Origin of the sequence: Methylobacter luteus IMV-B-3098, from assembly GCF_000427625.1 — a bacterium.
GTDB lineage: Bacteria > Pseudomonadota > Gammaproteobacteria > Methylococcales > Methylomonadaceae > Methylobacter > Methylobacter luteus.
Window position 1 is genome coordinate 1,070,165 of the sequence record NZ_KE386569.1, and the last position, 19,425, is coordinate 1,089,589.

Here is a 19,425-nt window from a genome sequence, read left to right on the forward strand (position 1 = left end):
ATAGAAAAAGTAAAAGCTGGGTTTAATGAACAGAACAAAAAAAATTTTATACCTTAAATTTCATCTGTTTAAAAAACCATAATCCTAACAGCACGAAGAAAATCCGTACGATTCTCTTGCTGTGTCAGAAATTCAATTGCCTAAACGACTTCAAATGAAAAATAGCCAAATATTGTTTCTTGCATTGTGCCTGATCACGGCATCCTGCACCTCAAAAAAAGAAACCGATACCGTCGAAATCCATCAGGTGGTAACCCCCCTATTAAAGGACACTACCTACAGTAACGAATATGTAGCCGAGATTCAGTCGGTGAAATATGTAGAGATCAGAAGCAAAGTTAAAGGCTACATTGGAAAAATTCATGTGGACGAAGGCCAGCGGGTAAAGGAAGGGCAACTGCTATTTACGCTTAACTCTCTGGAATTTGAAAAAGAATTGCAAAAAGCCAATGCGGTTTACAAGAATGCCATTGCCGATCTGAAGGCAGCCCAAGTGGAATTAAAAAACGTGAAGCGGTTGGCGGAAAAAAACATTGTGTCCAAGGCGGAGTTTGCCGTAACAAAAGCCAGAGTGGACGCATTAAAAGCCGATGTGGAAGAGGCTTTGGCAAACAAAGAGCAGACCGCTTTACAGCTTTCATTTTCACAAATAAAAGCGCCCTACAACGGCATTATCAACCGGATTCCGAACAAGGTCGGCAGTTTGATTGCAGAGGGCGATATGCTGACTTCTATTTCCGACAATCAGGAGGTCTTTGCCTATTTCAATCTGTCGGAAATCGATTATCTGAATTACATGACCGCTGGCGAAAAAAAGACAAAAACCGTGAGTTTAAAACTTGCCAACAATGCTCTCTATGATTACGAAGGAAAAATAGAAATGATCGAAAGTGAATTCGACGGCTCAACCGGTAATATTGCTTTCAGGGCAAGATTTCCGAATCCGGATGCCATTTTAAAACACGGAGCGAGCGGCAAGGTCATTGTCAACAAACAGCTTGAGAACGCCTTGCAAGTTCCTCAGAAATCAACGTTTGAAATTCAGGACAAGCTTTATGTTTTCGTGGTCAATCAGGAGGGTGTGCTAGAGCAAAGAAATATCGTTCCCAAAATGCGCTTTACGGATTTTTATGTCGTGGAATCCGGCTTGTCAAAAGACGAAAGGATACTGTTCGAAGGCGTTGAGAATGTAAGGGATGGACATAAAATACATCCTGTTGATGTTGATTTAGCAAATGTGATGTCGCTAGACGTTAAAGCTTAACTGGGCGGTAAGGATCATCATGACTGCTAGATTTATTCATCGTCCGGTACTGTCGATCGTAATCTCCATTCTTATCACTTTGATGGGATTATTGTCTTTAACTCAACTTTCTGTCACACAATTTCCCGATATTGCTCCGCCGGAGGTCAATGTTACGACAAAATTCACCGGCGCCAATGCGGAAGTTGTCGTCAAGGCCGTAATAACGCCGCTCGAAAGAGCGATCAATGGTGTGCCCGGCATGGCTTATATGTCGTCTGTCTCCGGCAATGACGGCAGCGGCGAAATACAGATTATTTTTAAGGCCGGGACCGATCCGGAAGTCGCTGCTGTCAACGTTCAGAACCGGGTGTCTTCGGTGCTGGATGAGTTGCCCGCGGAAGCGATTAAGGCGGGGGTTATTGTAGAGAAAGTGCAGAACAGTATGCTGTTGTATATCAATATACTCAGTTCGGATCCAACGTTGGATGAAAAATTTCTTTACAATTTTACTGACATCAATGTTTTAAAAGAACTCAAACGAATAGAAGGGGTAGGTTTTGCCGAAATATTGGGGTCCAGGGAATACGCCATGCGCGTATGGTTGAAGCCAGATAAATTGGTGATGTACAACATCTCGGCTACTGAAATAATTGAAAAGCTGAAAGCCCAGAACGTAGAGGCGGCGCCGGGTAAAATTGGAGAAAGCTCAGGCAAAAAGGCGCAGGCGCTTCAGTACGTATTAAAGTATACCGGCAAGTATAATACCAGGGAGGCGTATGAGAATATCGTCTTAAGCGGCAAGGAGAATGGCGAAATACTGCGCCTCAAAGATGTTGCCGAAGTCGAATTCGATTCTCAGGATTACAACGTGCTTTCCAAGGAAAACGGCCAGCCCTCTGCCGCCATTTTGTTAAAGCAGCGTCCGGGCAGTAATGCCAAGGAGGTAATCGACAATATCAAAACGACCATGACAAGGATAAAGTCAACTTCCTTCCCGCCGGGCATGGACTATACCCTGAGTTATGATGTTTCCGAGTTTCTGGACGCCTCCATTCATGAGGTCATTAAAACTTTAGTAGAAGCCTTCCTGTTGGTTGCCTTGGTGGTGTTTGTCTTTTTACAGGATTTTCGCTCCACCGTCATACCCATTATTGCCGTGCCGGTATCGCTGGTCGGCACCTTTTTCTTTATGCAGCTCATGGGGTTTTCTCTCAATCTCATCACCCTTTTCGCCCTGGTGCTGGCCATCGGTATCGTCGTAGACAATGCCATTGTGGTGATTGAAGCTGTGCATGCCAAAATGGAGCATTCGGGAATCGGTGCGCGAAAGGCAACGGAACAAGCGATGCGTGAAATCAGCGGGGCGATTATCGCGATCACGCTGGTGATGTCGGCCGTGTTTTTGCCGGTGGCCTTTATGGAAGGCCCCGAGGGCGTTTTTTACCGGCAGTTCTCCCTGACCATGGCGTTTTCCATCGTCCTTTCGGGGATCACGGCGCTGACACTGACCCCGGCGCTTTGCGCCTTGTTTCTCAAAAATATTCATAATGCTGAACACGCTGAAAAATCGGGTCTGCAGAGATTCTTTGCGGGATTTAACAACCGCTACAACAAGCTGTCCGACAATTACAAAAAACTGATCGGCGCAATCGCCAACAGAAGGCTTATAACCTTTGGCATATTAGTCGGATTTTCCGGAGGTTCCGGCTTGATAGGGACTTATATTCCTTCGGGTTTTATTCCTGAAGAGGATCAAGGAACCATATATGCCAATATCACGGCGCCATCGGGAGCAACCCTTGAGCGCACCGAAAAAGTGTCGGATGAAGTGCAACGCGTCGCATCGGGTCTGGATGGCGTGAGTTCGGTTTCCAGTCTGGCAGGGTTCAGTCTGCTCTCCGAAGGTACAGGCGCCGTTTATGGCATGAATCTGATCAGTTTAAAAAACTGGGACCAAAGAACGGCTTCCGATAAGGACATCATCCGTGAGCTTGAAGAAAAAACCCGGCATATCAAAGATGCCAGCATTGAGTTCTTCACGCCGCCGCCGGTGCCGGGTTATGGCAACTCCAGCGGCTTTGAAATGCGCTTGCTGGACAAGACCGGCTCGGGCGATCTTCAAAAATTGCAGCAAGTGGCCGATGACTTTGTGGAAGAACTCAACAAACGGCCCGAGATCGTGAATGCCTTTACCACCTTCAACGTCAGTTTTCCGCAGTTTCTGCTGCATGTTGACGGCGATAAGGCCGCGCAAAAAGGCATCACCGCGGAAAATGCCATGAGCACGCTACAGACACTGATCGGCAGCGAATATGCCACCAACTTCATCCGTTTCGGCCAGATGTACAAAGTCATGGTGCAGGCATTGCCCGAATACCGCGCCCAACCTGACGATCTGATGAAACTGTATATCAAAAACGAGACGGGGAACATGGTGCCTTTTTCTTCTTTTCTTCGCGTTGAAAAAGTCTATGGCCCGGAGCAGGTGACACGCTACAACATGTACACTTCCGCCATGGTCAACGGCCAGCCTGCGGCAGGGTACAGCAGCGGGCAGGCTATCGCCGCAATCAAGGACGTGGCCGCGCAAAAACTGCCGAAAGGCTTTGGCTACGATTGGGCGGGATCGTCCAGGGACCAGGCGCAGGCGGGCAATCAGGCTGTTTATATTTTCATGATTTGCCTGTTGTTCGTTTATCTGCTCCTCGCCGCGCAATATGAAAGCTTCCTGATGCCCATGCCGGTTATTCTTTCCCTGCCGATTGGCATATTCGGGGCCTTGTTTTTACTGATGGTCATGGGCCTGGAAAACAATATCTACGCGCAAATCGCCATGATTATGCTGATCGGCATTCTCGGCAAGAACGCCATTCTGATCATTGAATATGCCACGATGCAGCACCGGCTGGGGAAAACGCCGCTTGAAGCGGCTATCGAAGGCGCCGCACTGCGTCTGCGTCCTATTTTGATGACATCCTTTGCATTTATTGCCGGCCTTATTCCGTTGATGTTCGCCTCGGGCGCAGGAAAGATAGGCAACAATACCATCGGCTCGGCAGCGGCCGGGGGAATGCTTTTCGGGACAATTTTCGGGGTGATTGTCATTCCGGGGCTCTATGTGGTGTTTGCAAGCATTGCAGATAAGCACAAGCGCAACGGAAGAAAAGAAGAAATTGCATTCTCTGAAACTATTTGAAATTAAATGAAGAATAAAATTTATTACCCCTTGGTCATTTCGTTTTTGGCCGTAAACATCAATGGTTGTGCATCGCTCGATACCAATGTGTCCATTCCGGAAAAGGCGATACCTGTCAGTTTTCCAAATCAAAAAGATGCAACCACGACTATTGCAGACATCAACTGGCGACAATACTTTACCGATCCGCTCCTGGTAAAGCTGATCGATACCGCTGTGGCCAACAACCTCGATTTGCAGATGGCCTTGCAGCGGATTGAAGTTTCACGTTCAAGCGTGAAACTGGCAAACGGCGCCCTGCTGCCGAAAGTGGATCTGAGTATAGGCGGAGGAGTCCAAAAATTCGGGCTTTACACCATGGACGGAGCGGGCAATGCTTCCACCGAAATCACGCCCGGCCAAATCGTGCCCGAAAATTTGACCGATATGTTCGTGGGCCTGCAGGCATCCTGGGAAGTCGATGTCTGGGGTAAGCTGCGCAACCAGCGCAAGTCGGCGGTTTCGGGTTATCTGTCAAGCATCGAAGGAACCAACTTTGTCATTTCAAATCTGGTTGCCGATGTCGCGATTCACTATAACGAACTGCTGGCCTTGGATAATGAACTGGACATCATCAGGCAGACCGCCCTGAAACAGCAGGAGGCGCTGGAGGTCGTAAAACTGCAGAAAGAGGCCGGCAGGGCGAATGAATTGGCCGTGCAGCAGTTCAGGGCCCAATTGCTCAATACGCAGGTATTGGAAAAACAGGCGCTGCAACAAATCACGGAAACCGAAAACCGGCTTAATTTCCTGCTGGGACGCTATCCGCAGTCCATTGATAGGAAGAAGGAAGTGTTGTTCGAAGCAGCTCCTCAACAAATCGCATCGGGCGTTCCTTCGCAATTGCTGGCGAACCGTCCCGATGTTCGTGAAGCCGAACATCAGATTGAGGCCAGCAAGTTTGATCTGAAAGCGGCAAGGGCGGCTTTTTTCCCGAATTTTAATATTACGGCGACCTTGGGTTATCAGGCATTCAATCCTGAGTTTTTATTTCAGACGCCTGCATCACTCGCTTATTCACTCTTTGGAACCATAGTGGCGCCGCTGATCAATATGAATGCGCTGAAAGCACAGTTCAACACTGCAAAAGCCAACCAGTTGACGGCAATGTATAACTATCAGGAAACCATTTTGAACGGCTATGTCGAGGTGGCAAACGAACTTTCCAATATTAAGAATCTGGAACAGATCCATTCCCGGAAAAAGCAACAAAGCGAGGCATTGAAACAGTCGGTTGAAACATCTGACGAACTTTATAAATCTGCCAGGGCAACCTACCTGGAGGTGCTTATCGCACAGCAAAACGCATTGCAGGCCAATCTAGAGTTAATTGATGTGATCAAGCGGCAACGGATAGCAACCGTTAAAATTTATAAGGCGCTAGGAGGAGGATGGGCGTGATAGTTTCCCCGCGCTTATACTCATCCTGGATTCTGGATCAATTGCCTTTTATGGGTTTAACAATCATGACTGATGTTACGCAGACAATTTGCCCCTACGTCAAATGCGCCTGTAGGGTCGAATGAATTCGACCCCATAGGCATCAACTTAATGAAATCTAGACATAGGTGCTTGATTTGCTGCAAAATTAAGGGATCTACAATGATGTCAATGAAAGTATTAATGAACATTTTTTCAAAGATTGCACAGGCACTGCAGTACGTCCTGACCGATAAGGCGAATGAACTGGCAAAAAAAACGGCTTCATCCAGCGCAGCCGCAAAGTAACCGGCTCGAATTTTGTCAAGGCACTGCTATTTGCCTGGCTACAAAACCACTCGCCTTCCGTTGAAGGTATCGCCAGGGCCGGTTACAGCCATGGCCTGAGGATTTCCGCGCAGGGGCTGGACAAGCGTTTTACCCCAGCGGCCAGCGACTTGATGAGAAGCGTTTTGGAAGCGGCGATTGCGCAAGTGATTACGGCCAGCCATGAGGTCGATATTGAACGATTGAACCGTTTTACAGCGGTCTACCTCTCGGATACCCGCACGGTCACGTTGCCCACCGAGCTGGAGACGGTCTGGCAGGGTGTGGGTGGCTCAGGGAATGCCAGTAAAGCGGCCGTGAAGATCGACACCTGTCTGGAGTTAAAAACAGGCCAACTGCATTTGGGCTTGTTGCCGGGCCGTCATTCGGACAACCGCAGCCCTGTAGCCGAGTCGGTTTACGAACCGGGCAGCCTGCGCCTGCAAGATCTGGGCTATTTCAACCTGGCCCGCATGAAAGAGCAGGATCAGCGCGGCGAGTATTGGATTTCCCGCCTGCAACCGCGGACGCAGGTGTTGACGCTGGAGGGCGACCCGATTGACGTGCCCGCCTATTTGCACGCCTTGTCAAAACAAGGCGTCGTGCGCCATGAGCGGACGGTCAAAGTGGGCGCAGCCGAACACTTAAAGGTGCGCTGGCTAATATGGAAGCTGCCCGAGGAAGCCGCCGCACGGCGACGGGCAATAATGCTGGAGCGTGCCCAAAAACATGGCCGGATGCCTAAGGCGGAGAGCCTTGCGTGGTGCGACTGGCAGATGCTGATTACCAATGTTGAGCCCGAAAAACTAATACAAGACGACTGTTTGTTGCTGTATGGGGTCCGCTGGCAAATCGAACTGATGTTCAAGCTGTGGAAAACCCATGGACGGCTGGGCTATTCCCATAGTGAAAAACCGCAACGAATCCTTTGCGAGCTATACGCCAAACTCTTGGGTGTGCTGGTTCAGCATTGGATCGTATTGACAGGGCTATGGCGACGGCCTCACCGCAGTCTGGTCAAGGGCTGTCAGATGATTAAAGAGCAATCGGCACGGTTGGCGCACTGCATCGACGATTTTGATGTCTTGGTCGAGCTACTGAAGGAATTAGCGGATCGATTCGAACAGGGCTGTTCGCTCAACTCCAGGAAAAAGAAGCCTAATACCTCACAACAATTGGAAGCAGGGGGTGTCTTTTTCTAAAGTTGATGCCTATGGGGTCGAATTCATTCGACCCGGGACGCCTTGTTAGTCATTTAGTGCGAATAGTGCGAATGAATTCGCACCTACAAGCGCATTGGGCCGCTTTCGGTCAAGGAGACTCAGAATCCGTAGTGCCCGTGAGCGGCACACGGCATAAAAAGCTACCCATGCGTAACATCAAATCTTAACCCTACGGTGCAAGCGCTGCGTTACCTTCTCCCTTTCGGAAGAAAGATAACGCAGCGGTAATTGTGCTCCGGCTTTTTAATGAGCCGCTTCAGGGAATCCTACTCGGTTTTGCATATTCCCAGACAATCCTTGTCTCCCCGGGCGGGATCACAGCTATCATTTGGATCATCGGCGCAGACCTGGTGGGGCGGACACTGAATTCCGGCTATCCCGCCGCAGGCCTGGGGGGCTGGTGATGGGCATTCACCCTTATGGTCGATAGAAACGCCTGCCGAAGCTGCTTCACATGCATTGCCATAGGTTTTGCCGTCGCAGCCGCATACCGGGTCAAATTCTCTTGTACAAGCCGAGGGCTTGGTCTTGCAAGTGCCTTGTGCATCGGCAACTTTGCATTGACCGACGCCAAAATCGCAATACTGATGGTCAGGGCAGGTTAGCCCCCGGATAGTGCCACAAACCGCATTCTCGGAGGGTGTGGGTTGCGACGATTTATCCTCGCAGCCCGCCAGAACGAGAGCCATACAGAAACCGACGAATGAAGTGATGAAAGTGTTCATGGCTTTTATCTCCGTAACAGGTATCTATTAGTAAAGAGTATATAAAAAGCTCCTTGATGGGCGCGCGTGGTTGTTCTGCGTCAGGGTTCATGAAGCGTCCATTGCGTCGGTCCCGTTCTTGGATAGGGCGCAACTGTCAGAGAAACACCCTGCCTCGGCAACGGCATCAAGCCTTGTGGCGGTTCGAAGCAGGGGCCTGTAGTGCATGGATTTGTGCTGTGTCGGCATGCGAGCATAGGCATAATAAGTTATTATCCAAGTCGGCATAACTTATATGCTAGAGGAATTGCGCTGTCAACAATTCTCTGAAAGCTGTGTTTCCAAGCGGAATAACACCCATTTATGTACGATAGACGGGCAGGAGCAACACTCGATTGTCGTTGAGACTCATTAATTGTTTTCGGCCAAAGCTATTTGTATATTCGTTCGAAATCCGACACACTGAACCCGTTCATGCGCTTTTCGCCAACAAGAATAACGGGTACTCCCTTGCCGCCAAGCTGGTCATACATGCGTTTAGCGCGCGCATCTTTCTCAATGTCATATTCCGTATAGGGTATTCCGTTATCCTGAAAATATTTGCGCGCTTTTTTGCAATAAGGGCACCAGCTCGTTGCGTACATAACCACATTCTCAGTTGTTTTGTCGTCCGCGAGTTCATTAGATGAATTTATTGCATGACTGGCGCTTTTGACATTAATCGATACCTCTTTAACAACATGATTTCTGCTCGGAGCGTCACTGAAATGCGTTTTTCCTGACTCATCAGTCCATTTGTAAACTTGAGCGGAAGCGGCGCCTGCAAGAAAAATTAAGATAAACAACAACGATTGCTTGAAAAGAGACTTATTACTTTGCATAAAGCTATATTTGAATTCGTGAGAGCTGGATAACAGAAGAATGCCGGCATTAATTCTTGTTAAAAAAGTTGCGCATTTTCTGTATTAAATTTGTTTGCGTTTTTTCCCACTGAGCCAATGTAACGCTGATATTGTCGCAATGCCGGCCTCCATTCTGTAAAGCTAGGGTTACAAGATGCTCAGCGCCATCCTGATCCAGTGGATGATCCTGAAGAATAGCCGGAATCCGGTTTTTTTCTATGAATTGCCATAAGCCGTCGCTGCATAGCAGGAATAGATCCCCATTTTTTAGAGCGTCTGCATGAATATCGGGCTCCGGTTTCTTGGGGCCGCCCAGGCGTTTGTAGAGCTGGTTTTGTAAAGATTTGGCCTCATTACTGTTTTCTTCAATGGCACCTTGATCAATCATCAGCTGCATCAGTGAATGATCCAGCGTTTGATTGATCAACAGGCCCTGCCTGTAATGATATAGGCGCGAGTCGCCGATATGAGCCCAATAGGCCTGACGTTTGTCGATGTATAACAAGACGCAAGTTGTGCCGGGCGCCAACGAAAGATCCGTTTCAAGCTGATTGATCCTTTCATGGGATCGAGTGCAAATATCTTCGAGAAATAACTCGGGGTTGCGGATTTTGTTTTTTTTGAAAGCCTGTTCTGCGGTATCCACGACAATTTGCGCTGCCTGGCCCCCTTTGGGAATCCCGCCCATGCCGTCGGCGACGACCATCAGATGTCTGTTCCCATCTTTTGCGTGGAATATGCCTATGCGGTCCTGCTGTTCACTTCGTTTGCCTATGTTAATTGCTTGTCCAAATTTCCAGGGCATCAGTGACTCCTCTTTTTAATGTATTGTCATCCATTGTTCAATTGAAAATGGATTTGATTTTTCCGAACAGGCGCTTGGGGGCATCCGTAAATGCATTGGTTTTTTTTCTGAGTGCTAATAATCTGGATGAGTCCGGATAAATGGAAAGTCCTTTTTTAATATTGGCTTTGGCAGCGGTGTAATCAAAAGCATCCAGATTAGACTCAGCGAGGTCCGCATAGGCATTTGCAATTTTGGATTTGCCTTGTTGAGCCTCAGCATTGTTAGGGTCCAGGAGCAGGACTTCATGAAAATAGAACAGGGCGTTATGTCTTGAAGGCGAAGTCAATCTGTAATTCTGTAAGGCCTTTCTCGCTTCGGAAAGATAAAAATCAACTTTATCCTGCATGGTGGCGTACAGTGCTCCGACGTGTGTTATCCCCTCTGATGCAACAGCATTGTCTGGATCCATCTTAAGCACCAGATTGTAGGCATCGTATGCCTGTTTCAGAATTGGCAGGGATGTGTTCGGATTATCCAGAAGAGCTTTTGCCTGAGCCAGTAGCTGTTGAATTCTGTTGTTGTCTAATAAAGCAGATGCTGTTTCGGTAGCAGTGCTTTTATCCCGGACGGGATCCTGGACGGAATCAGCTGAAGAGTTCTCTTGCGGGGCCGGCTTTGTATTCAGGTAAGGGTAAAAATAAATAGCGGCCGATAGTATGGCGGCGCTTGTCACGCCAAACAATACGGGTTTGTATAGGGGTTTTCCCGGCTTGATTGTCTGGTTTGTCGATAACGGATTTTTAACTGACGCTTTGGTTTTTTTTTCAGTGGAGGAAATGATTTTACCGATTTTCTTGCCCAACACATGGCTGGAAGCGGGTTTCTGTAGTCTTCCAAGATAGTCGACTAAATCAGCGGCAGAGTCGAATCGATCATTCGCATCCCTGGCAATCATCAAATCCAGTAGTTCCTGATATTTTGCCAGGCTTTTGGGTAGCGGGGGGGCTTCGGTCGTTAAATGCGCAATGATGATTTCTATGGGAGAATCGCCTTGAAACGGTTTCTGGCCAGTCAGCATTTCGTAGAGAATAATGCCGAGGCTATAAATATCCGTTCTCGCATCGAGCGGTTTCTGCTCAGCCTGCTCCGGGCTTAGATAATGGGGACTGCCGATAGCCGAGCCGTCCATGGTTAATGAGGTATCGGCCTGTAGCTGTTTGGCCACGCCAAAATCCGTCAGGACGGGCGTACCGTTTTTTCTGAAGAGAATATTTTCAGGTTTGATATCGCGGTGGATGATGCCCTTCTGGTGTACAAAGTCGAGACAATGCGCGATCAGTTTAATCAACTGTATGGCTTCATCCGGCGGCAAACCGGTATCGATGCGCTGCTTGAGATCGCCGCCCTCAATATACTCCATTGCCAGAAAGCATCGTCCATCGACCTCTCCCAAATCATGAATGGTAATAATATTGTGGTGGTTCAATGAGGCAATGATCTTGCCTTCATTGAAAAAACGCCTGATTTGCGCTTCGGTATCAAATCTTTTCAGTATTTTTAAAGCGACAGGGCGATCAAGAGACTTCTGTGTCGCTAAATAAACAGAAGCCATGCCGCCTTCGCCCAAAAGTTTCTGGACTGTGTAGCCGGGAACGTGGATAGTCAATGTCAGTTTTTCACTATTGAGAGTAAGGGTTTAACGCCTTTAATCAGCGACTCATTATTTATTTGTGAAATGAAACATTGTTCCGCGGATTTCGATGTCATCGCCATGCCTGAGTTTGATCCTGGTTTTGACTGTGCTGCCGTTATGCCGGGTTTTTCCGCGTTTTTCCGGAACCAGATAATATCCGTCGCTTTGACGAACGATTTTGGCGGCGATTTTTGGAGCAAACCAGCCGCCGGTCTGGAAATCGCAATCCGGGGATTTGCCGACATTAAACCGGGTTTTGGATAATCTGAATTTCCGGCCGCTCATCGCGCCGCTCGAAACTTCAAGGTAGGCATTATTTGCTTCCTTTTCTTTTATCAGACTTTCCAATTTGGAAACGTCAACCTCCACAGTAGCCGATTGGGCGCTATTGTTTTTTTCAATTGAGGATGTTGAGTTTGTCGTTTCAATGGAAACAGGTAAATCGACCGCGATGAATCTTAATTTGTGTTTAAAAATACTTATCTCGTCTCCAAGCTTTAATTCAGTCTCCGATATCCGCTCGCCATTAACATAAACGCCGTTTTTGCTATTCAGGTCATGAATGGTGTATTTGTCGCCGTTCTTTATGATTTCGGCGTGATTACCTGAAACACCTGCGTTGTCGATCACCACATCATTATCCTGATTACGGCCAATTCGGGTGATGAGAGATTTCACTTCATGTTTGGATCTGAGTTCATCGTTAAAGTAGATATTTAGGTAGCTCATGGCGGAGTCTGTTTGATCAAAAAAATCAAAATGAAAAGTATAGGATAAAAATTATTTATTTGGTGTTTACTGCCTCCTAAAATAAACATAAAGCCAAAGTCAAAAGTTATCGGTGTGCCCAATATTGACCATCAGCCATGATAAAAAACCGCATACCGGATAGAAAAAACGGTGTGTGGACCAATGTCTTTCAGATAACGGAAGCTTCCGGAACTGATTTTTTGTATTTTCCAATCCCTTAAAACGATGAACTGTCTACTGGTTTGATAATTTTTACGACAGAACCGGATAAAATCACCAGCGATGAGGCTTCTCCGCTAACGTAACAGAACCCCAAAGAGCAGTCGGATAAGCCGGCCGGTTCCGGAAGTCTGAAAATTTTCAAAAGCATCTTAAGGAATGAAAAATGAAATTGCGGACAGGGTTAAGCGCAACAGTGATCTTCACTGCGGCTTTCATGGTAATGGCGACAAGCCGCCTGGCGATGGCCGATGAACGCGATGCCATGCTCAAAAACGGCGGTTTCGAGTCTCTCCATGATGCCAAACCCGGTCCTGATGGATTGGTAGAGGGGTGGAAGCTGGATGCAGTCGGGGAGATTCCCTTGAACTGGAAACCAAACCCGGCTTATCCAGGCCAATTGCTGATTGGCGCCGATGGTCCGCACTCAGGTTCGCGATTTGCCCGGATACTGGCATCAACTCGCGGCGCCGCGCATCTGTATCAGAGCTGCCAAGGCTTGCAGGCGGGCAAGTGGTATCGTATTTCCTTATGGGCCAGAGGCGGCGCGTTCGCAGTGCAAACCTACGAGTATTTCCAGAAAGGCCCGGTCGGAGGTCAGACTCTGTTGCAGGAATATGCCGGCTCGAAATGGCAGCAGTTCTCCGTCTTCTATCAGCCTGCCGGCGAAGGGTATCAGCGTTCGGCATTAGTCATTTCCACGGCTTCCCAGGCCGGTATCGATGTCGACGACATCCGCGTGGAATCCGTGGATTTGCCGGAATTGCCGGCTAATGCGGCGGACACGGTTATTCAGAACGAAGCCGTAAAGTTGAGTTTATCGCCTTCCGGTTTTTTGACTCACTTTGTCAGCCTGGCTTCCGGCAAAGACTACGTTCCCAATGCAGCCAGGCGGCCGATGCTGACCGCTTCCCGGGCAGGCATGCAAGGCATGCCGGTAACCCGGATTTCCCGGAAAGACGATGTCCTGACTGCGGAGTTCATCGATCCCCAGGTCAAGGTCAGTTTGCGCGTTATTCCTGCGCAGCAACATTTCACCTTCGAAGTGCTGAGCGCCGAACCGGCAGACCTCGATGCCCTTTACATCGAATTTCCTTTGCAGCGCCTTGAGACCGTGGCACCAACCTTCAACGCAACTTACGATAAAGAGTTCGGCGCGTCTTTCTTCGGCATCACCGAAAATACTGTCAACCGTCCACTGTCGATAAACAATTCGATACAATTGCTTAAAGGGGAAGCTCATCGCAGCCATGGCATCGCCGGCGCGAAATTTTCGCTCGTGGCGGCGCCCATCAAGGACTTCAAGTCCGCGATCCGGGAAGCCGAGCGCGCGGGAGGCTTGCCGTCTCCTGAACTGGACGGAAAGTGGGCGCGTGATTCGGAATCCGTTCAAAAATCCTATCTGTTAGCCACCGATGCATCGGAAGACAATATCGACGCGCTGATCGACTATGCCAGACTTGGCGGATTCGGCGCCATCATTTTCCTGAAAGATAACTGGCTGGATACCCACGGCCATTATCGGATCAATACCGATAATTTTCCGCACGGTCTTGACGGGGTGAAGGCGGCGGTGGCGAAGATTCACGCTGCGGGGCTTGAGGCAGGCGTGCATGTGTTTGGCCCTTCGATTTCGCCGAACGATTCCTACATCACGCCGAAGCCGGATGATCGTCTGGCGACGGTTCCCGTTCCGGCTCTCGCCGAGGCGCTCGATGAGAAAGCCACTACCATCACGCTGTCGGCCAAACCCGGCTTGCCGCCGACAGGCCCACGCAGCAAGGAGTTTCCAGGCCCGTACCTGAGGATCGGCGATGAGATCATCCGTTATGAAGCCGCGGAGCCGGGCCCACCGTTTCGGTATGTTCGTTGTGTGCGCGGCGCATTGGGCACCAAGGCAGAGGCTCATCCCGCCGGATCGAGCATAAATGGGCTTCTCACGCTGTGGGGATATTTTCTTGTCGATCCTGACAGCACGCTCGCCGATGAGCTTACCCAAACCTTCGCCGATGTCTTTAATAATGCGGATTTCGACATGGTGTACTTTGACGCCAGCGATGGCATCATCGATGCGTATATCGACAGCTGGTACTATCTCAACCGTATGCACCTGGCCTATTACCGTAAATTCAAGAAGCATGTGCTCTATCAGGTCAGCAATGGCCCCGGAACCGACTTGCGGTGGCACATCGTGCCGCGTTCGGCTTCGGCGGACGGCCATGGCGACATCAAGGGCTATCTCGATGAACGCTGGCCCGGGATTCTGCGCATGGATGCCAATTTCACCCGTCCCGATATCGGCTGGTATTACTGGTTCAAGGACATGCGGCCGGACCAGCTCGAGTATGTCGCCGCCAAAGCGCTGGGCGTGGACGGGTCGATTTCGCTGGAGACGTCGCGGACGGCGCTCGAGAGTCAGACGCAGTCACGCCAGATGATGGATACCCTTCAAAAGTGGGAACAGTACAGGCATGCACAACCCATCTCCCCGTCGGTCAAAGCCAGGCTGAGTGAACCGCGGAAGGATTTCAAGCTGTTTGGCGATGCAAGCGACGGTTGGCAGCTCTACCGAGCCTTATACCAACCGGTGAGATACGTGGATGTGCTGGATGGCAAACAAAATACCTGGATCATCCGCAACGATATGGCAAGTGACCAACAACTTGGGGTGGAGATCATTGCAGGCAGGATGTCCGGAGCACCAGTCGCCTATAATAGCCCGGAAGCGGTTACGATCGAACGCTTTGAAAACGCTGCCGACTTCCAGATGAGCGATCGCAATCACTATGAGAAGCTCGTGGCTCATGCTGATAAGGTGGTGTCGCCCAACGGACCTGTACGTGACGGAGTGCGGCAGCGCTTCGAGACAACCAAAAACGATGTAAAGGCCGGCGGGAGCGCCTTGCTCTATTCGGCAGTAAACAAAGGGAGCTATGGAGGATGGTCGGCAATCGGCCGGCGGTTCGAGAAGCCTCTGAACCTTACGGGAAATAACGCATTGGGCGTCTGGGTACTGGGCGACGCCAAGTACGAGCAGCTTCGCATCCAGCTCAGCGATTCAAAGGGGCATAATGTTGATTTCCAAGCCATTATTAACTTCTCGGGTTGGCACCTGTTGACTTTTCCCTTCCCGGCCGGTAGTCAGTTCGACTGGGCGAATACGGAGCATCTTCTGTTTTATTTCGACGCCATACCGGCCAAGACGACAGTCCGTGTCGCACTCGACGGTGTCCGTGCGTTCCGAACCCCTGCATCAGGGCCTTCGCTCGATCGGCCAATTATCACGGTCAACGGAGAAAGCACGGTATTTCCTGAATCGTTGGCGGCGGGGCAGGCATTGACTTCGGAAGGGCCGGGCGAAACGATTCACTGGCCCGGAGGCATGGCGCCAGGAAAGAAGGTCGAATTTTCCAATCTTAGACTTAAACTGAAACCGGGCGAAAACACGGTAACCTTTTCCTCTGCGAAACCGGATGCTTTCCCCGGCGGCATCCGTATCCTGCTTTACCATATCTGGCCGATGGAGAAGGAGTGAGACAAATGTGTTTACAGAGCGAGGCCGCCTTTATCAATCAACTCCGCATAACCTTTGGTGAAATCGGGATAGCGGAATTGATAACCCAGATCTTTTAAGCGCCGGTTACTGCAACGCTTGTTCATAACTGCATCCGTGCCGACCGTTTTGACGACAGGCGACGGGCAATGCATGCGTTCTGCCAGCCACGAAACCACATTCCATAAAGGGGCCGGGTCATCATCGCTGGCCAGATAGCAAGGTTCCAGTTTGCGCCCCGCCAGTCGTTGTTCAAGCAGAAAGGCCAGCACGCCGACGCAGTCCTGCTGATGAATCCGGTTGGTGAAATAGGGTGGTTCTTTTTGGATGGCAGGGGATTGCGCGGCCATTCTTAACAGCGACTCGCGGCCTGGGCCGTAAATGCCGGAGAAGCGTACGATGATGTTATCGGGATTGGATTCTATCAATCGCTGTTCGGCCTTCCGGATCAATTGACTCGTAACCGTCTGAGGTTCAGCCGGCGAATCTTCATCGACCCATTCGCCGCGGGACTGCGCGTAAACACTGGTCGACGAAACAAAAATCCACGGGCACTCGGGCAGCTTGGCCAGCAGATTATTCAGACCGGTCTCGTAAATGGCGCGATAGTCCGACTCACTGCGCCCGTCGGGCGTAACGATGAAAAACAGTTGGTCGAAGTCCATATCCATCGCATCAAGACCTGTGCCTGATGCGATGTCGGCAGCGACATAGTTAATCCGGCCTTCATGGGATGGCGGATGACGTTTGAGACCCGTTACCTGATGGCCCTTGTCGGACAACACATGAGCCAGGCGCGTGCCCAGATCACCGCAGCCGACAATCGCTATGTTTGCCATGGCTATAGCTGATTGATCAGCCGCAATTCATGAGGATAGGGCGACATGTAATAGGAATCGTCAATATAAGGGTCGGGCGCCTTGCGGAAATGGTGCCTCAGCAATGTCAACGGCACAATCAGCGGCACTTCGCCCTGGCGGTAACGTTCAATGATTTCGCAAAGCTCGGCCTTGTCATCGGCGCTTAACTCTTTTTTCAGATAGCCCTGGATGTGCTGGAGAACATTGACATGATTGCCGCGGCTGGCGACTTTTCTGAGCATCGTCATCAACAGCAGGCTATACCGGTCGGCAACCTGTTCGATATTATCCTGGGCTGCGCCGGCTGTTAATTGGCCCAGTTCCTGGTAGTCGCCGTGGCTCATGATGATCAGCTTATGCCGGGCGTGAAAACGGGTCAGATTGCGTACCGTCAACCCTTCTTCCAGCATTAGCTTCCAGCGGTACAGCACATAGACGCGCTGAATGAAGTTCTCGCGCAGGCCGGCATCGCCTAACCGACCTTCTTCCTCTACCGGCAGCAGCGGATTGTTGCGCATCATGATCTCGGCATAAATGCCGATGCCGTCCCGCTTGGGGATATTGTCGGAATAAACCTTGACCCGCTCCATGCCGCAGCTCGGCGAATCCTTTTTCAGGATATAGCCGCATAGATCGGCATGTTGCGCTTTCAGTCGTTCGGCATGGCTGCGCAGCCGCTCCGTTACGTCGATCTCAGGGTCTTTAACGCCGATACAGCGCACCTCGCCATTGACCTTGACCAGATGGATAGTCGGGCGCGGTATGCCGAGGCCGATTTCAACTTCCGGGCAGAACGGCCGGAAATCGAAATACTCGCCGAGCGTGCCGGTGATATAGGCATCATGCTTATGGCTGCCGTCATAACGGACATTTTGACCAAGTAAACAACTGCTGATACCGATGGGGATTTTTTTCATAATATATCAATAGAGTAAGCTTGGTTGGCGCACGGCATAACCCTGATTTGCGGTGCCTAGTGTTAATCACACCATTGAAATTCGCAAGGGACGCCATCATTGTTACCGTCCGTGTGCTGATTTGGGCAGTTTTCAAGAAAAAAAGTTGCTTCTTCGCATGAAGTCATTTGCGAGCAGTGATCCCTGCCATCACAGCTGAATTTATTATTTTTTGCCGGCTTGCTCGAGACTGGATGGCTTACGCTTTCAATCGCTGCTTGAGGAGCAGGTTGCTCGGCGGGTTTATCCGGTAAAGGAAGGGATCTGACAGCATTGAGACGGGCATCTTCTTTCGGCGCGGTTCTGACCTTTAGTTCCATGGTCCAGTCCGAGTCTTTATCGACTGAAAATTGCTGTGCGTCCTGAGCGCACACCGAGTTGGAGTAGATCGTTTTGCCGTTTACGACGCATTTATAAGCGGCAGTGGCATTCAGGCTGAATAGCGATAATGTGATTGTCAGTAATAATTTCATTTTTGTTTTTAGTTAGAGATGATGGCGACAAGCACCGAGTTTGATTATTTTTCAGCCTTGCCGATGATATTTCACAATCCGGTCAACTTCGCTTTTCGATCCTAAAATCACGGGCACGCGTTGATGCAGGTCTGTCGGTTTGATGTCGAGTATGCGCTCCCGTCCGGTCGAGCAGACGCCGCCCGCTTGCTCGATAATAAAGCCGACCGGATTGGCTTCGTACATCAGGCGCAGTTTGCCGGGTTTGGACGGATCTCGCATATCCAGCGGGTACAGAAAGACGCCGCCGCGCGTCAGAATCCGGTAGACCTCGGCAACCAGCGATGCGACCCAGCGCATGTTGAAGTTTTTTCCGCGCGGACCTTCCTTGCCCTGCAGGCACTCATCGATGTACTGCTGCACAGGTGCTTCCCAGAAACGCTGGTTGGATATGTTGATGGCGAATTCACTGGTTTCATCGGGAATGGTCATGTTCGGATGCGTCAGGATGAATTCGCCGATATCCTGATCGAGCGTGAAGCCGTTGACGCCGTGCCCAGTCGTCAGAATCATCATGGTCGACGGACCGTAGAGCACGAAGCCGGCGCATACCTGATCGCAGCCTTTTTGCAGGAAATCCTCCAATGTCGGATCGATGCCTTCCCGGCAGCGCAGTATCGAGAAAATAGTGCCGACGGTCAGATTGATGTCAATGTTTGAAGAGCCGTCCAGCGGATCGAACAAGGCTAGGTATTTGCCTTTAGGGTATTGGTCAGGGATCTTGATGATATCGTCGACTTCTTCCGATGCCATGCCGGCCAGATGACCGGTCCAATTCAGCGCATTGATCATGATATCGTTGGTGATGATGTCCATTTTCTTTTGCACTTCGCCCTGCACATTCTCGGATTCGGCGCTGCCCAGCACGCCGATCAGGTCGCCTTGATTGACGAGATGCGATATTTTCTTGCACGCGGTCACGATATCGTTGAGCAGCAACGTGAATGTGCCTGATACGCCTGGCAACTCGCGCTGCTGTTCGATGATGAACTGAGTCAGAGTGATACGATTGGCCATGTTTTATACCTCTATTAGTGCG

At 50.1% G+C, this 19,425-nt stretch carries 14 protein-coding genes; 5 read left to right on the top strand and 9 right to left on the bottom strand.

From position 1 onward, the window contains the following. Positions 1–154: 154 nt before the first annotated feature. The 4 genes from METLU_RS0106760 (at position 155) to METLU_RS0106780 (ending at position 7,429) form a co-directional block, all read left to right on the top strand. On the top strand, positions 155–1,264 hold the full coding sequence (locus tag METLU_RS0106760; protein ID WP_036242913.1) for an efflux RND transporter periplasmic adaptor subunit: 1,110 nt from the start codon (positions 155–157) through the stop codon (positions 1,262–1,264). Positions 1,265–1,283: 19 nt separating this feature from the next. Next, complete coding sequence (locus METLU_RS0106765) at positions 1,284–4,442, top strand: efflux RND transporter permease subunit (RefSeq protein ID WP_027157554.1); 3,159 nt, start codon at positions 1,284–1,286, stop codon at positions 4,440–4,442. Positions 4,443–4,448: 6 nt separating this feature from the next. After that, positions 4,449–5,882, top strand: coding sequence for an efflux transporter outer membrane subunit (locus METLU_RS0106770; protein WP_027157555.1), 1,434 nt, complete (start codon positions 4,449–4,451; stop codon positions 5,880–5,882). 350 nt (positions 5,883–6,232) lie between these two features. Next, positions 6,233–7,429 carry an IS4 family transposase gene (locus tag METLU_RS0106780; RefSeq protein WP_231383696.1) on the top strand — a complete coding sequence of 399 codons (1,197 nt, stop codon included), beginning with the start codon at positions 6,233–6,235 and terminating at the stop codon, positions 7,427–7,429. Positions 7,430–7,716: 287 nt separating this feature from the next. Here METLU_RS0106780 and METLU_RS27220 read toward each other — a convergent pair whose 3' ends face one another. The 5 genes from METLU_RS27220 to METLU_RS0106800 form a co-directional block, all read right to left on the bottom strand. Then, entirely contained in the window at positions 7,717–8,175 is a 459-nt protein-coding gene (locus METLU_RS27220) for a Kazal-type serine protease inhibitor family protein (RefSeq protein ID WP_081679039.1), read from the bottom strand. A 410-nt stretch (positions 8,176–8,585) separates the two neighbouring features. Continuing rightward, positions 8,586–9,035, bottom strand: coding sequence for a glutaredoxin family protein (locus tag METLU_RS0106785; RefSeq protein WP_027157557.1), 450 nt, complete (start codon positions 9,033–9,035; stop codon positions 8,586–8,588). Between the two features lie 49 nt (positions 9,036–9,084). Next, the gene (locus METLU_RS24720) at positions 9,085–9,861 is read right to left on the bottom strand and encodes a PP2C family protein-serine/threonine phosphatase (protein WP_027157558.1); all 777 of its coding nucleotides are present in this window, start codon (positions 9,859–9,861) and stop codon (positions 9,085–9,087) included. A gap of 37 nt (positions 9,862–9,898) precedes the next feature. After that, entirely contained in the window at positions 9,899–11,509 is a 1,611-nt protein-coding gene (locus METLU_RS26645) for a serine/threonine protein kinase (RefSeq protein ID WP_027157559.1), read from the bottom strand. Positions 11,510–11,563: 54 nt separating this feature from the next. Continuing rightward, entirely contained in the window at positions 11,564–12,265 is a 702-nt protein-coding gene (locus METLU_RS0106800) for an FHA domain-containing protein (protein WP_027157560.1), read from the bottom strand. A gap of 406 nt (positions 12,266–12,671) precedes the next feature. Between METLU_RS0106800 and METLU_RS0106805 the strand changes: the two genes are divergently transcribed. Further along, a complete protein-coding gene (locus METLU_RS0106805) occupies positions 12,672–16,040 on the top strand; it encodes an alpha-amylase family protein (protein WP_027157561.1) in 3,369 nt (1,122 codons plus the stop codon). 11 nt (positions 16,041–16,051) lie between these two features. Here the strand turns inward: METLU_RS0106805 and METLU_RS0106810 are convergent, their stop codons facing one another. The 4 genes from METLU_RS0106810 to METLU_RS0106825 all read right to left on the bottom strand — a co-directional run bounded on the left by METLU_RS0106810 (position 16,052) and on the right by METLU_RS0106825 (position 19,403). Continuing rightward, positions 16,052–16,897: an SDR family oxidoreductase gene (locus METLU_RS0106810; RefSeq protein ID WP_027157562.1), complete on the bottom strand. Its 846-nt coding sequence runs from the start codon at positions 16,895–16,897 to the stop codon at positions 16,052–16,054. Between the two features lie 2 nt (positions 16,898–16,899). After that, entirely contained in the window at positions 16,900–17,835 is a 936-nt protein-coding gene (locus METLU_RS0106815) for a YbgA family protein (RefSeq protein WP_027157563.1), read from the bottom strand. Between the two features lie 62 nt (positions 17,836–17,897). Next, positions 17,898–18,347 (bottom strand): excalibur calcium-binding domain-containing protein, encoded by a 450-nt coding sequence (locus METLU_RS24730; protein ID WP_036242914.1) that lies wholly within the window; start codon positions 18,345–18,347, stop codon positions 17,898–17,900. A 51-nt stretch (positions 18,348–18,398) separates the two neighbouring features. Then, positions 18,399–19,403 carry a class 1 fructose-bisphosphatase gene (locus tag METLU_RS0106825; protein ID WP_027157564.1) on the bottom strand — a complete coding sequence of 335 codons (1,005 nt, stop codon included), beginning with the start codon at positions 19,401–19,403 and terminating at the stop codon, positions 18,399–18,401. Positions 19,404–19,425: the final 22 nt, after the last annotated feature.